We start from the raw sequence: 14,671 nt of genomic DNA on the forward strand, positions 1-14,671 counted from the left end.
TGGATGCTGTCCCCGGTCAGGGGTTGAGGTTGTAGACCTCCACGCCGCCCATCATGGTGACCGGGTAGTTCGCCTTCACCCAGGCGGTGATCTGGGCGGAGGTGGACTGATCCGACTCCGCATTGCCCGGGCCGGACTGCGGCGCGTTGCCGCCCTGGCCCGACTGGGGGTCGGCACCGCCCGGCTGGGTATCGCGGCCCGCGCCGGAGTGGTTGTGGCCGGACGGGGGGTTGCTCGGCTGACCGGCATTCGGCTGGCCATCCCGAGAGTTGTTGTCCTGTCCGGATTCCTCGCGCTGACGCACCAGCAGGTAGCCGATCTGGTGGTCGGCGACGTACTGCTGGAACTGGGCCAGCGTCGGTGAATCGTCGCGACCGCTGAAGCCACCGACCGCGAGCAGCGCCTTGCCCGTGCTCAATTCGAGCGAGCTGACGTCCTGAGCGCCGATAGCGGCTGCGGCCCAACGGGTGACACTGCCCGCGATGAGGCCGGCGATCTGCGGGTCGGCCACGCCGCCGCGCTGGCCGGCGCCGCCACCGTGTTCGCTGCGGGGCGGACCGGCGGTCGGGCTGCCGCCATTGTGCACCTGGGCGACGGTCTCGAGGGTGTAGACGGTGGGAGCGAGCAGACCGGCGAACAGGGCGAAGACGCCGATGGCGAGCGCGAAGCGCGGCAGCTTCGGGGCGACCAGCAGCACGGCCGCGGCGACCACCGACAGCGCCACCAGCGTCCAGCGCAGCCACGGCAGCCATTCGGGGGTGCGGTGCAGCAGCGCGAACGACCACCCGCCGGTGGCGAGCGACATGACCGCGAGGGTGCCGCGGGCCGCGAGATGCGTACGGCGCTGCCACAATTGGGTCGCGCCGATGCCGATCAACGCGGCCATCGCTGGCACCAGTTCCATGGCGTAGTACGAGTGGAAGCTGCGGCTCATGTAGCTGAGCACGGCCGCGGTGACCAGCAGCCAGCCACCCCACAGCAGCAGGCCGGCGCGCACGCGATCGGTGCGCGGCAGCCGGCGGGTCAGCCACAGTCCGGCGATCAAGGCGATCAGCGCGGCGGGCAGCAGCCACGAGAATTCGGTGGCGAGTTCACCGCTGAACAGGCGGGTGAGGCCGGGCTGCGAACCGAAACCGCCGAAGCCGCCGTGCATCTGGGACGGGTCGGCATGCTGAGCTGGATCCGGTGTGGGCATCGGGGGTGACGTGGGCCGGTGGCCGCCGCCGTTCTTGTTCCCCAGCACCCGGCCGAGGCCGTTGTAGTCGACGGCCAGTTCCCAGAGGCTGTTGCTGGTGGAACCGCCGATGTAGGGCCGGGATCCGGCGGGCCACAGTTCGACCAGCGCCGCATACCAGCCCGCGGACAGCACCACGGCCACGCCCGCGGACGCCAATTGCGTGATGCGCGTGCGCCATCCGCCCGCACCGGCCACCAGCACCACCAGCGCGAGGCCGGGCAGCACCAGGAAGGCCTGCATCATCTTGGCGAGGAAGCCGAGCCCCATGAGCACGCCCGCGCCGACCAGCCAGCCGGTGCTGCCGGACCAGAAGCGTTCGCCGCGGGCGTCGATGGCCCGCACCGTGCAGTACGCGGCGGCCACCAGCAGCAGGAGCATGAGGGCGTCGGGGTTGTTGAAGCGGAACATCATGGCCGCCACCGGGGTCACCGCGAGCGCCGCGCCGGCGATGAGGCCGGCGGCAGGTCCGGCCCAGCGCCGCACCGCGGCGATGAGCAGCGCCACCGCGGCCACGCCCATGAGGGCCTGCGGCGCGAACATGGACCAGGAGTTGAAGCCGAAGATGCGGCCGGACAGGCCCATCACCCACATGGCGGCGGGCGGCTTGTCGACGGTGATGGAGTTCTGCGGGTCCAGGGACGCGAACAGCAGGGCCTTCCAGCTCTGGGTGCCGGACTGCACGGCGGCGGCGTAATAGCCGTTGCCCCAGCCCGCGCCGCCGAGGCCCCACAGGTAGACGACGGCCGTGGCGATCAGCAGCGCCAGGGTGGCCGGTCGCTCCCAGCGCGGCTGCCCGGGCGGGGTGAGCAGCGTCGCCCACCGCGACGCGCGCCTGCCCTCCGACAAGGCTGCGTTGTCCTCCCCGGTGGAGGCGTCGCCGCCTCCGGAGGAGGCCGCATCGCTCGCGACGCTGGTGATGGTCGACATGCCACACCCGCCTTCCTGTGTTCCCAGATTCCGATTGACCTCGCGGAGCCTAGGCGGCGGGTTTCGAACCGAGCTTCAGGTCGGCTGGGAGTTCCCTGTGAGAGACCGCGAGGGCCCTTCTACCTGGGCCAACAGCAGGAAGGGCATCCATCCGGATGCCCTTCCGCGTGTCGTCCGGCGCTGCGGACCGCGTTGTTCGGTTGTCCTGCTCCGGGGACATCGGCAGTCGCCCATGGCTTCTCCGATCCGGGCGGGTGTGGTCAGACGGTGGGCAGGGTGAAGGCGGCGGTGCGGACCTTGCCGACGTGCTTGAAATCGAGGAACAGCCGGTAGGTGCCGCGGCCGGGAACGGCGGTGTGGAAGGTGATGCCGGGGCCGGGCGCGGTGACGCCGTCGCCGGGCTCACCGTTCGGGTGCACATGGACGTAGGCCAGATCGCCGGCGCGCAGGATCACCAGATGGCCGTAGGCCGCCAGGTAGGGCTGCAGATCGGTGACGGCCGCGCCGTCCTTGCGCACGGTGAGGGTGAGCAGGCGGCCCTCGCCGGGAACCAGATCGCCGTCCAGGGTGACCTCGTAGCCGTCGACGGTGATGGTGCGCTGCGGTTCCGGCGCGGTGCCGGGCCGGTAGTCGCCCGCGATGGCGAAATCGGCTCCCAGCGTGATGGTCTTGCCGAGGGCGCGCGGCGCGATATCGGTGAAGGCGCGGTAGGCGCCCGCCTCGGGCAGGTTCAGCCGGACGGTCCAGGTGCCGTCGGCCTGCCGCTCCGGGTGCACGTGCCAGAAGCCGGTCAGCTCGCGCTGCACGACGATCAGGTGCAGTTCCTTGTCGTGGATGGCGTCGAAGTCGTTGACGGGCATGCCGTCCGGGCCCAGGATGCGGAACCGGAACTCGATTTCGCCTGCGGTTACGACCTTTTCGGCGAGGTCGAGGGTGTAACCGTCCTGGGTGATCTGGAGTCCGCCCGGCAGGCCGCCGTGGGTGTGGCCACCGCGCGCCTCGTGGGCCGCGTGATCGCCGTGCCCGGCGTGGGCCGCGTGATCGGCATGGTGAGCGTGAGCAGTGTGGTCGACCGGGGCCGCGTGGTGAGCATGCGCGGCGTGATCGCCGTGAGCCGCGTGGTCGTGGTGTCCGGTGTGCGCCTGGGTGGTCATTTCTCTTCCCTCTCAACTGCTTCGATGCCTTACAAAAGATCAAATTAATACCCCCAGGGGGTATGCGCAAGACGTGCTGTTGTGAACCGGATCACCACCGAATCGGCGCGGGTTCGGATCACCGTGACGGCAACCGTGGCCGGACGAGGACGGTTCGACAATCGTCCAACCCATGGCGAGCGAGAGCGAGTACCGAACGGGCCTGTTCGCGTTGGGAATCGAACTCGACGGGGAGGGTCACCACCCCGCCGCGTGGCATCGAGCCGGACACGAACCAGACCGTCTATTGCATCCACAGACCGTGCGCACCCGGGCCCAGGCGGCGGAGAACGCGGGCTTCACCTTCGCAACATTCGACGATGCCCTGAACCCCGGCCCCGGTCCGGGCGGGCGGCTCGATGCCACCACCCGCGCGGCCTTCGTCGCGGCCACCACCAGCACCCTCGGCCTGGTCCCGGTGTCGGCGGCGACCTACGCGGAGCCGTTCCACCTGTCGTCGCAGCTGGCCTCGCTGGACTATGCCGCGCGCGGCCGAGCCGGCTGGCTGGCCGTCGACGAGCCGGGTGCGGCCCGGGCCTGGGGAGCCACCGCCCGCGAGACCCCCGCCGAGATCCGGCGCGAGCGCGTCGATGCCGTCGAAGTCGCACGGCGACTGTGGGATTCGTGGGAGGACGACGCGGTCGTCCGCGACTACGCGGCCGGGAAGTTCCTGGACCGCGACAAGCTGCACTACATCGATTTCATGGGCGAGACCTTCTCGGTGAAGGGCCCGGCCATCGTGCCCCGGCCGCCACAGGGACAGGTCGTCGTATTCGGTTACGGCACAGCGGGAACCGAGGGCATCGATGTGGCACTGGTGAGCGGGACCACGCTGCCCGGGATTCACGAGGCGATCGAGAACGCCCGAGCGGAAGGGGTTTCGCGCGTACTCGTGGATATCGAGGTCACCCTGGACACGCCGACCGCGACCGCCGCGGAACGCCGCACGGATCTGGACAGTCACGGCGACCCCGGATCCACTGGGCGACTGTCCTTTTCGGGCTCGCACGCCGAGCTGACCGCCCGGCTCACCGAGCTGGCCCCGATCGCCGACGGCGTCCGCCTCCATCCGGCCGTCATCGACGAGGACCTTCCCGTCCTCGCCCGCTACGTCCTCCCCGCCCTGCTGCGCGCGGGTCTCGCTCATCGCCCGGTCCCCGGTTCGACGCTGCGCGCGAATCTGGGCCTGGCCCGCCCCGCCAACCGCTACGTCAAGGAGCTCGCCCGATGACCGAGGTCCCCTTCCCCGACGCCCAGGTGCATTTCGGGGTCTTCTTCCAGGGCGTCAATCACCACACCATCTGGGCGGATCCGAGCAGCGGTTCGCAGATCGACTTCGAGACCTTCCGCCGGGTCGCCACCACCGCCGAGCGCGGCCTGTTCGACGCCTTCTTCCTGGGTGAGGGCCTGCGCCTGCGCGAACAGGACGGGCAGCTGCTGGACACCGATATCGCCGGACGGCCCGACGCCATCACGCAATTGGCGGCGCTGGCGGGAATCACCACGCGAATCGGCCTGGTGGCCACGCAGAATGCCACCTACAACGAGCCCGCCGATCTGGCGCGCCGGCTGGCGAGCCTGGATGTGCTGTCGGGCGGGCGCGCGGGGTGGAATGTGGTGACCACCGACAATGCCTGGACCGGTGAGAATTTCCGGCGCGGCGGATTCCTGGATCACACCCGGCGCTACGAGCGCGCCGCCGAATTCCTGAGCCTGGCACGGGAGATCTGGGATGCCTGGTCCGGCGATGCCATTGCCGCGACCCGCGAGCAAGAGAGCTGGCTGCAGCCCGGTGCGGTGCGCGTGATCGAACGCGACAGCGCGCAATTCAAGGTCGCGATCACCCCGACGGTGCCGCGGAGTCCGCAAGGTCATCCGGTGATCTTCCAGGCGGGCGTCTCCCCCGCCGGTCGCGATTTCGCGGCCGCGCAGGCGGAGGTCATCTTCTCCCCCTTCGGCACTGACTTCGATCCGGCCCTGGAATTCGCGAACGATATTCGTGCCCGGCTCGTCGCGGCGGGGCGGCCCGCCGACGATATCCGGATTCTGCCCGGCACCCAGATCGTGCTGGCCGAGACCGCCGCCGAGGTAGAGGAGAAGCGGCGCTGGGTGCTGGAGCAGCAGATCACCGGCGCGACGGCGCTCTCGCTGGCGGGGCAGGTATGGGGACGGGATCTGTCGCACCTGGATCCGGACGGCCCGCTGCCCGCGGAAGATCCGGCGCCGTCGGTGATTTCGTCCACCCGCGGCGCGCAGCGGGACGGGCAGGACCGCGGGGCGATCGTGGCGCAGTGGCGGGCGCTGGCCGAGTCGAAGGGGCTGACGCTGCGGCAGGTGGCCGTCGAGACCACGGCCCGTTTCGGTTTCGCGGGCACGCCGGGGCAGGTCGCCGATGAGCTCACCCGCTGGGTGCGGCACGGCGCGAGCCACGGCTTCAACATCACCCCGTGGCGGGTTCCGGCCGGTCTGGACGAGATCGTGGACCTGCTGATCCCCGAACTCCAGGAACGCGGTTCGTATCGGACCGCCTACACCGGCGTCACCCTGCGCGAACACCTGGGCCTGCGCCCGCCCCTCACCCGGCGCTGACGCCCGCTCCCCACTCCTCGCGAAAGTACGCCGGAAAGCGGTGTCATACCGCGAGGTCCGGGCGGCGGCCGCGTTCAATGAGGGCCGTGGTCGAGACACTCGAGACTCCGAAGAGGCATCCGCTGGCCGTCGACCGGCGGCTGCGCCGGGATCAGCGCGGGGACGCCTACCGGCTGACCGCGCTGGGCGGGCTGGCGGCGCTGTCGCTGGACGCCCTGTCGAGCGTGGCCTATGGCCCGGAAGCCATTGTGCTGGCGCTGATTCCGGCCGGGGTCGAGGCGGTGTCGTGGACGCTGCCGGTGTCGCTGGCCATCACGGCGCTGCTGCTCGTGCTGGTGCTGTCGTATCGGCAGGTCATCGCGGTGCACCCGGATGGCGGCGGCGCGTACGCGGTGGCCAAGAAGGATCTCGGGCGCGGGGCCGCGCTGCTGGCGGCGGCCAGCCTGGTCGTCGACTACGTGCTGACCGTGGCGGTCAGCCTGGCGGCGGGCGCGGCCAGCTTGGCCAGCGCCTTCCCCGCCCTGGCCCATCATCTGCTGCTGGTGACGCTGCTCGGGCTGGTGATGCTGACGGTGCTGAACCTGATCGGCATCGCGGAATCGGCCAAGGTGCTGATGGGGCCGACCATCGTGTTCATACTGGCCGTCTTCGCGGTGATCGCCGGCGGCTTCCTGCACCACGATCCCGTCGCGCTCATCGGCACCGACCTGGGTCCGGTGGAACCGGTCGAGTCGGTGGGAATCGTGTTGCTGCTCAAGGCGTTCTCGGCCGGCTGCTCGGCGCTGACCGGTGTCGAGGCCATCGCCAACGCGGTGCCCGCCTTCCGCACACCCGCGGTGAAACGCGCCCAGCACACCGAGATGGCGCTGGGCGCGCTGCTGGGGACCATGCTGATCGGGCTGTCGATGCTCATCCGGCAGTACCACATGGTGCCGCGCGGGGACGTGACGATTCTGGCGCAGCTCTCGGCGGCCGCGTTCGGCACCGGCTGGATGTTCTATCTGACCAATATCGCGGTGACCGTGGTGCTGGTGCTGGCCGCCAACACCAGTTTCGGCGGGCTGCCGGTGCTGCTGTCGCTGCTGGCCAAGGACCACCGGGTGGCGCACGCCTTCGCCATGCGGTCGGAGCGGCCGGTGTTCCGGTACGGCGTGGCCGCGCTGGCGATCCTGGCGGCGATCGTGCTGTTCATCGTGAAGGCGGACACGCATCGGCTGCTGCCGGTGTTCGCGATCGGCGTGTTCATCGGATTCACCATCAGCCAGATCGGTCTGGTGCGGCACTGGCGGGAGGTGCGCGGACCGGGCTGGCTGCCGCGCGCGCTGCTCAATGGTTTCGGCGCGGTGCTCACCGCTGTCGCCGGGGTGGTGCTGATGCTGGAGAAGTTCCGTGAGGGCGCGTGGCTGCTCTTGATCATCATCCCCGCCCTGGTGCTGCTGTTCGCGCGCACCGAGAACTACTACGCGCAGGTCGCGAAGATGCTGGGGCTGGGCCGGATTCCGCCCGCGCCGGCACCCGGCACGAAGACCAGCCTCATCGTGGTGCCGGTGGTGGCCGTCAGCGCGCTCACCGAGCAGGCCCTGACCACCGCGCTGCGACTGGACGGCGAGGTGGTGGCGGTGGCCGTGGCCATCGAACCTGACTCGGCGAAACATCTTGGGGCGCAATGGAAGAAGTGGAATCCGGGCGTGCCGCTCATGGTGCTGCCCGCTCCGAACCGCAGCCTGGTGGCCACGCTGGTCGGGTACGTGCGCAAGCAGACGACCAAGGGCCACCAGGTGACGGTGCTGCTCACGCAGGTCGAGACGCGCCGCTGGTGGCATCGGCTGCTGCACAATCCGCGCGGGCCGGTGCTCACCGCCGCGCTGCGCGCCCGCACCGATGCCGTGGTGGCGACCCTGGCCGTGCGGGTGGATTGATCAGTGGTGGCGACAGCGAGCGCGCGCGACACGCCCGTGACAGTGGTGTGGCCCGAGGGCGCCGTCAGCCTCCCGGTCACCAGGCGGTGGTCGAGACCAGCCAATCGACCATGATCCGGGTCGCCTCCGGCAATTTGGTGATCGCGCAGTGCCCCGTGTCCGGGAGCAGATGCACCTCGATGTCACGGCGGTCCTCGAAGACCAGGGTGTCGGCGGCCGGGATGTGCACGTCGTCCGCGCCGTTGAGCACGAGCATGGGCGCGTTCCAGTCGCGATCCAGCCACTGCCGCAGCGTGAACGGGGACATGCGCTGCGCGAGTTCGGCATCGGTGGGCTCGGTGTCGAAACCCAATGCATTGCCGATGATTCCGCGCATGCCGTAGGCCCAGGTACGGTCCGGGTCGAAGGCACGCTCGATCGGGCCGCCCAGCACGATGGCGGCGTCCACCTCGGCGGCCAGGCCGGAGCGGGCGGAGAACCAGCCGCCCATGGAGATACCCAGATGCGCGACTCGGCCATTGCCGAGGGTGCGGGCGCGGTCGATGATCGCGCGGACCACGCCGTAGCCGCCGTCGGCGGACATGGGCACGGGCGTCTCGCCGGTGCCCGGAATGTCGAAGGCCAGCACGCGCATTCCGGTACGCAGGGCCAGGTCGGCGAACAGCGAGTGCAGGTCGATCTTCCAGGAGTCGACGCCGCCGGAGGCGAGCAGAACGGGGTCGGCGGCCGACCAGCCGGGCGGGGTCAGCAGGTGCACCGGGACATCGATCCGCACGCCGCGATACGGAGCCTCGACGGTCAGCCTGGTGAAGTCGAGGCCGAAATCCGGTGCGGCGAGCAGGTATTGATCAGCCTGCTCGGATAGCGCCGCACGCTTGGACTCGTCGGCCAGGGTGGGGAACTTGGCCCAGCCGTAGGCCAGCGCCGCGAGCCGGTGCTGTCCGGTGGCCGCGTATCCCCCGGCCAGGGTGGACCATTCGTGCACCCAGCCGCCCGGGCCGTCCAGCCACATGTCCGTGATGGCCGCCCGCGTGGTGTCGACGTCGGCCTGCGGCAAGCCGGTACCCACCATCTGCGGGTATCGCTCGACGAAAAGGTCCCGCGGGTCGATCTGCCACTGGAACGCCATTCGATCCTCCTACCACTAACGCAAAGATGATTGCGTTTAGGAACGGTAAGCTTCGACGGGACCTAACGCAAGACTCCTTGCGTTAATATTGCCGGGTGACCGATTCGGAAGTTCGCCGCCGGACAGGCGGCCGCTCCGCGCGCGTCCGGCAGGCCGTGCTGGACGCGACCTTGGAAGTGCTGGCCGACAATGGATTCGACCAGCTGAGCATCGGCGCGGTCGCCACCCGGGCGGGCGTGCACGAGAGCTCGATCTACCGGCGCTGGAAGACCCGCGAACGGCTGATCTTCGACGCGATGCTGGAGCACAGCGCGGAGAACCTGCCCGTACCGGACACCGGATCACTGCGCACGGACCTGATCGCATTCAACCGATCCATGGTGGCGATCGTCGATTCGCCACTCGGCACGATGCTGGGGCGGGCCATGGCGAGTGCGAGCGACAACCCGGAACTCGCGGAATCCCGCGCGGAATTCTGGCGGGTTCGCCTGGACGGCGCATGCGCGATGCTCGATCGCGCTGTCGAACGAGGTGAGCTGAAGACGGCTCCGGACCCCTGGCTGGTGCTCGAAATACTGACGGCGCCAATTCATTTCCGCAAACTGCTCACCCGGGAGCCGCTGTCCGGCGACTACGCCGAGCGGGTCGTCGACCTCGTGCTGACCGGGCTGATTTCGGCGGGCGAAAGGACATCGGAATGATCGTGGTGATGGGAGCGTCCGGGGAGACCGGCGGCGCTGCGCTACAAGGACTCCGAGAACTCGGGGTGCGGTGCCGGGCGCTGAGCCGGGACCCCGCCCGATTGCGAGATCGGCTCGGCGAGGTGCGCGGCGTGGAGTTCGCGGCCGCCGATGCCGCCGACCCGGAATCGCTGCGCGCGGGGTTCGACGGAGCATCGCAGCTGTTCCTCACAATGGTGAACGGCCCGCGGCAGGTCGAGTTCGAGACGCGTGCCATCGACCTGGCGGTGAGCAGCGGTGTGGAACACATCGTGAAGTTGTCCGCGCCCGCCGCCGAACCGGACTCCCCCGTCGCGATCTCGCGCTGGCACTGGGCCATCGAGGAGCATCTGCGCGGGTCCGGTGTCGCGCATACGATTCTGCGGCCGTACGCCTTCATGCAGAAGCTGCGGACGCTGGCCCCCGGGTTGGCGGAGGGCGTCATCGTCGGAGCGATGGGCGATACGGCCTGCAACTGGGTCGACTGCCGTGACATCGGGGATGTCGCGGCCGCCGTGCTGACCCGGCCCGAACTCCGGGGGCAGGTACACACGCTCACTGGCGCGGAGGTCTTCGGCTATCCGGAGATCTCGGCGCGGCTGTCCCGCTTGCTCGGCCGTCCGATCCGCTATGTCGATGTACCGCCGGAGGCACTGCGCGACAACCTGATTCGGCAGGCGCATCTGCCCGATTGGCTGGCCGCCCACGTGACCGAGATCCAGCTCCTGGCCCGGACCCGCCCCGAGCAGCCCACCGGCGTGGTGGCCCGGATACTGGGGCGTGCGCCGCGCACCCTGGATGACTTCCTCGCCGAAAACCTCACGTACTTCCGCCGAGCCGGCGGACCACCCCCGGGCCTTGACCTCAACGTGGGTTGAGGTACCAGGATGCCCGCATGGGCTGCTCGCAGCCCGGCCCCGCGACCCCGCCGAGTCACCGTACACCCCTCGGCGGGGCCGCGGGTGTGTTCCGCCGCCGGTCCGGGACCTGACCGGAATTCCCGTGACCCTGATCGCGGTGCCGCTCGGCCGTGGTGGACCCGCGTCGGCGTAGGGTCGATAGCGACCGCTCAGCTATCCCGCAGCCGCACCGCATGATTCACGATGGGAGAGGACTCAGCATGTCGACAGGGGAAGCCGTCATCGTCGCCGTGGACGAATCGGCCGGTTCGGCCGTCGCCTGGGCGGCCCACACCGCCGCCTTGCACCACGCGCCCCTGCACCTGCTGCGCGTCCTCGAGATCACCCCCGACCAGGGTCTGGGCCTGGGCACCACGATCACCACCGAGGACTACTCCCGGCTCGAGGAACACGGCAACTGGCTGCTGGAAACCGGCGCCGAAGAGGCCGCCAAGATCTCCCCCGGCCTCACGGTCACGACCGAATTGAGCACCGGCGCCGTGGTCCCCACCCTCCTCGAGCGCACCCGCGACGCCCGCATGGTCGTGGCCGGCGCCCGCGGCGGCGGCACCCTGCGCCGGGCCCTGCTCGGCTCGGTCAGCTCCGTCCTCGCCCGCCGCTCCCACTGCCCGTTCGTCGTGGTCCGAGACGGCGTCTCCCTGCCCCCCGATCTGCTCACCCGTCCCATCCTGGTCGGCGTCGACGGCACCAAGATCAGCGAGCCCGCCATCGCGGCGGCCCTCGACGAAGCCTCGGTCCGCGGCGTGGCCGTCATCGCCCTGCATGCCGAAGGCGCCTCCGACGACCCCGAAATGGACGCCCTAGACGACTACGTCCTCGCCGAGAGCCTGGCCGGCTGGCAGGAGCGCTACCCCAACGTCCGCATAGACCGCGAAACCTCCCACGACAGCCCCGAACGCTCCCTCCTCGAACTCTCCTCCAGCACCCAGCTTCTGGTGGTGGGCACCCGAGGCCGAGGCGGCTTCGTCAGCAAGGTCTTCGGCTCCACCAGCCAATCCCTCCTGCTCTCCGTCCAAACCCCCATCATGATCGCCCCCACCCCCTGACCCGCCCCCCAAATACCTGCTACCAGCACGACCGTACGGCTCGGTAGTCTGACCCCCACGCCCCCGTAGCCCAATTGGCAGAGGCAGCGGACTTAAAATCCGCCAAGTGACGGTTCGAGCCCGTCCGGGGGCACTACAAACCGCTGGTAAATCGCTCTCGGACACGCCTTTTAAACTGGCTTTCAAGATCGCGGCCCGCAGGTGGCCCGCAGCGAGCATCGCGCCAGCGTTCATTGCGTCGGCGACCGGGTCGAGGTCGTCGTCGAAGAGGTGCCCATACAGGTCGAGCGTCAGGGTCGCGGTCTTATGACCGAGCATTCTCTGTACGACCTTGATGTTCGCGCCGCCACTGATCGCCAGCGAGGCGGCGGTATGCCGGAGTCCGTGCGGCACAATGCCGCTCACGTCGGCCGCCTCGACCGCGTGATCGAAGGCCCAGCGAAATTCGCCGAGCGGCAGTGGGCCGCCCTTCCGACTTTCGAACACCCGCGCATCCGGATCACGATCGGCAATCAAGCTAGTCAGCTCCTTGACCAAGAACGCCGGTATCGGCACCGAGCGAGTCGTGTGGTTCTTTGTGTCGGTCTCCACCAGACCCTCACCGGTGACCGCGGTAGCCGAACGCGCTACGAAGATCCGCCGGCGGTCCAAGTCCACCGACGCGACACGCAAGGCTACCGCTTCGCCGAAGCGGATTCCGGTGTAGGCCAACGTGAACACCAGCGGACGAAACCGGCCAGCGGCCAACGCCGTTCGCATCACCTGCACATGTGTCAGGTACCGCTTTTCGGCGGGCGAGGCTGTCGGCAAGTCCACCTCCTCGGCAGGATTGACCGCAAGACGCCGCCCCTTGATCGCGAACCGCAAGACCTGGTCGAGAACCTGGTACGCCTGGATAACCCGCGACGCGGACAAGCCACGGCCCTTGAAGCGGTAGCTCCCGGACTCCAGCAGTTCCACCACCCAGGTCTGAATGTCCTCGAATTCGATGTCCCGCAGTGGCACCGAACCCCAACGTGGCAACACGATCCGATCCAACAATACTTCGAGGACTCGACCCCATCCGAATAAAGTGACCGGACAACGGCGGCGGTCGGGCTTCAGATCCGCCCGCCGCCGGCCGCTCGGAAGCCGCACTGGGATTCACCCAAAAAGCCGAACATGCACACAGCGTCCTTGCCTCGCATATCGCGCCCAGGACTGAACGCACTGTCATGCCGCATACCGCGCTGACCGAACCGGCCAACGCGGGGCATCGGAAGGTCAACGGGCAGAGCGCCGTACGACCGCAGGCAGTGCGCGCTATTGCCGAGTTGCGGATGACGGTCCAATCTCGCACGATCGGCCGTCGAATCGCAATTTTGCGCCAATTCCTCAGCCATAGTGCGCGCTTAGAACGGTTGCACTGCGATCGGTTCGCGCATGGCAGTGCACGCTCATGCCGCATACCGCGCTGACCGAACTGGCCAGCGCGGAGCATCGGAAGATCAACTGGCCGTGGCGATCCGAGGCGGGCGGCGATCCCTGGTCGGATGGTCAGCTCAGCCGTTGATACGAGATTCGTCCGCAGTCCGTCCGCAGCAGCGCCAGACGCAGCCATCGGGACTTACGACTCAGAACTTATTGGTGGGGTGCAAAGTGTCGGTTTCGGGGTCGACTCGGAACACCGGATATTCAGCGGCGATCGTGTCGAACTCAGTCAATGCGGCGTGGCGGTCGACTGGGATGTGCGGGCGAGCGCCGGGCACCGCGTCGAGGTAGCGTCGCAGGATCGCGGCGCGTTCGGGCACGGGCACCTCGACCAGGCGGACACGGCGTCGACGCCTGTGACGTAGCACGACCTCTCCTCGTGCGGCTCGGACGTTGCGCACCCAATCACAATGCTCGCCGAGCATGGAGACCAGATACCACTGGTGGTGCCAGTCGGCCATGCCCAGCGGGAAGCGCCGCACCTTCCCGGACCGACGTCCGGGGACCTCCAATGTCACCCATCGCTGGGGCTGGAGGCCCACGGCAAACACCACCGACCACAGCCGGGCGAACCAGCGCGCGGTCGCATCGCCCCGCCCACCTGTATACATGGCCCGCAACCGTGCCGCAGAATACGGCCACATAGGTCGCCTCCTCGCGATTCCGGCTTCTGTCAACCAGCACTCTGCCGGGACCTGGCGATCGAGAGATAGAGACCAAGGTCCCGCATCACTGGCGGCCCCGAAACTCGAGCACCCACGCCGACAACCGACTTAAAGCCCACCAACGGCGGAATGCCTGGTTGAAGGTGGTACGCCAATCATCCCAGCGTTGACAAAATCAGGCAAAACGGACTAGATCATAGTTCGGGACGACGAGGTCGAAGGGCGACTTCCAGACCGACCCAGCAGAGGAACGACTGCAAAACCGGGGGGCAGAACGCAACATCCGCTCTTGTCGAGGTCCGCTTATTGGGGTGGAGCGGTATTACCTATCGGCGGTCTCGCGGAAGCTCAGCCAACGAGTGCTCAGCTTGTCCCAGATTTGCTGGTACTCATCGAAGATGTCGCGAATACATTGGGAGTCCAGTTCATCTGGCGCTGTCGTGGCGACGTAAAACTCCAACTCGTCTGCAAGACGGTGAAAACGATATGACGCTTCTTCCATCACAACCCACAGTTGCCGCCAAGCGAAAAAGGGTTCCAACGCGCTCACGGCCGTCACTACTGCAACGAGAGCGAACGCTGTACCCGTCCAGGAGGGATCGAGGCGACGCAGCCCGAGAATTATTGTCGAAGCTGCAGAAAAGGCCACTATGGTCACTCGCAACGTGACGGACCGCAACCGGAAGCCACGCTTGCGGCGCCGAGTGTAGTCATTGGCGGCACTGATCTGCATGCGGACGTAGGTAGCTAGCTCCAAATGCGTTAATACTGCAACGACACTCGCGTTCAGGTGAGTGGGTGGCCGCGGCGGCGGTAGTGGGAGAGGCGGGCTTGGTGTTGTCGGCGGCGTCGCCAGC

General features: G+C 68.5%; 11 protein-coding genes, 1 tRNA gene and 1 pseudogene. 7 read left to right on the plus strand and 6 right to left on the minus strand.

Going from position 1 to position 14,671, the window contains the following annotated elements; all coding sequences use genetic code 11:
* Positions 1–16: 16 nt before the first annotated feature.
* Both AB0L60_RS30475 and AB0L60_RS30480 read right to left on the minus strand, forming a co-directional pair.
* Positions 17–2,164, minus strand: a complete 2,148-nt coding sequence (locus tag AB0L60_RS30475; protein WP_364620818.1) for a glycosyltransferase family 39 protein — start codon at positions 2,162–2,164, stop codon at positions 17–19.
* A 260-nt stretch (positions 2,165–2,424) separates the two neighbouring features.
* Positions 2,425–3,318, minus strand: a complete 894-nt coding sequence (locus tag AB0L60_RS30480; protein ID WP_364620821.1) for a hypothetical protein — start codon at positions 3,316–3,318, stop codon at positions 2,425–2,427.
* Between the two features lie 172 nt (positions 3,319–3,490).
* Between AB0L60_RS30480 and AB0L60_RS30485 the strand changes: the two genes are divergently transcribed.
* The 3 genes from AB0L60_RS30485 (at position 3,491) to AB0L60_RS30495 (ending at position 7,865) form a co-directional block, all read left to right on the plus strand.
* Positions 3,491–4,588, plus strand: coding sequence for an LLM class flavin-dependent oxidoreductase (locus tag AB0L60_RS30485; protein WP_364620824.1), 1,098 nt, complete (start codon positions 3,491–3,493; stop codon positions 4,586–4,588).
* Positions 4,585–5,946: an NtaA/DmoA family FMN-dependent monooxygenase gene (locus AB0L60_RS30490; RefSeq protein WP_364620827.1), complete on the plus strand. Its 1,362-nt coding sequence runs from the start codon at positions 4,585–4,587 to the stop codon at positions 5,944–5,946. The genes AB0L60_RS30485 and AB0L60_RS30490 overlap by 4 nt, the downstream gene beginning before the upstream one ends.
* Positions 5,947–6,032: 86 nt before the next feature.
* Positions 6,033–7,865 carry an APC family permease gene (locus tag AB0L60_RS30495; protein ID WP_364620830.1) on the plus strand — a complete coding sequence of 611 codons (1,833 nt, stop codon included), beginning with the start codon at positions 6,033–6,035 and terminating at the stop codon, positions 7,863–7,865.
* Positions 7,866–7,941: 76 nt separating this feature from the next.
* Here AB0L60_RS30495 and AB0L60_RS30500 read toward each other — a convergent pair whose 3' ends face one another.
* A complete protein-coding gene (locus AB0L60_RS30500) occupies positions 7,942–8,994 on the minus strand; it encodes an alpha/beta fold hydrolase (protein ID WP_364620833.1) in 1,053 nt (350 codons plus the stop codon).
* Between the two features lie 95 nt (positions 8,995–9,089).
* Between AB0L60_RS30500 and AB0L60_RS30505 the strand changes: the two genes are divergently transcribed.
* From AB0L60_RS30505 to AB0L60_RS30520, 4 genes are all read left to right on the plus strand, one after another.
* The gene (locus AB0L60_RS30505; protein WP_364620836.1) at positions 9,090–9,695 is read left to right on the plus strand and encodes a TetR/AcrR family transcriptional regulator; all 606 of its coding nucleotides are present in this window, start codon (positions 9,090–9,092) and stop codon (positions 9,693–9,695) included.
* Complete coding sequence (locus AB0L60_RS30510; protein WP_364620839.1) at positions 9,692–10,591, plus strand: SDR family oxidoreductase; 900 nt, start codon at positions 9,692–9,694, stop codon at positions 10,589–10,591. The genes AB0L60_RS30505 and AB0L60_RS30510 overlap by 4 nt, the downstream gene beginning before the upstream one ends.
* 242 nt (positions 10,592–10,833) lie before the next feature.
* On the plus strand, positions 10,834–11,679 hold the full coding sequence (locus AB0L60_RS30515; protein ID WP_364620842.1) for a universal stress protein: 846 nt from the start codon (positions 10,834–10,836) through the stop codon (positions 11,677–11,679).
* Positions 11,680–11,738: 59 nt separating this feature from the next.
* Positions 11,739–11,812, plus strand: a tRNA-Leu gene (locus AB0L60_RS30520).
* 188 nt (positions 11,813–12,000) lie between these two features.
* Here AB0L60_RS30520 and AB0L60_RS30525 read toward each other — a convergent pair.
* From AB0L60_RS30525 to AB0L60_RS30535, 3 genes and pseudogenes are all read right to left on the minus strand, one after another.
* Positions 12,001–12,438 (minus strand): annotated as a pseudogene (locus tag AB0L60_RS30525) (site-specific integrase); the annotation flags it as partial.
* A gap of 854 nt (positions 12,439–13,292) precedes the next feature.
* Complete coding sequence (locus AB0L60_RS30530) at positions 13,293–13,793, minus strand: nitroreductase/quinone reductase family protein (RefSeq protein ID WP_364620844.1); 501 nt, start codon at positions 13,791–13,793, stop codon at positions 13,293–13,295.
* Between the two features lie 343 nt (positions 13,794–14,136).
* A partial coding sequence (locus tag AB0L60_RS30535) for an SLATT domain-containing protein (RefSeq protein WP_364620847.1) occupies positions 14,137–14,671 on the minus strand: 535 nt, incomplete at its 5' end.

This window comes from Nocardia sp. NPDC051981 (assembly GCF_040680715.1).
Lineage (GTDB): Bacteria > Actinomycetota > Actinomycetes > Mycobacteriales > Mycobacteriaceae > Nocardia.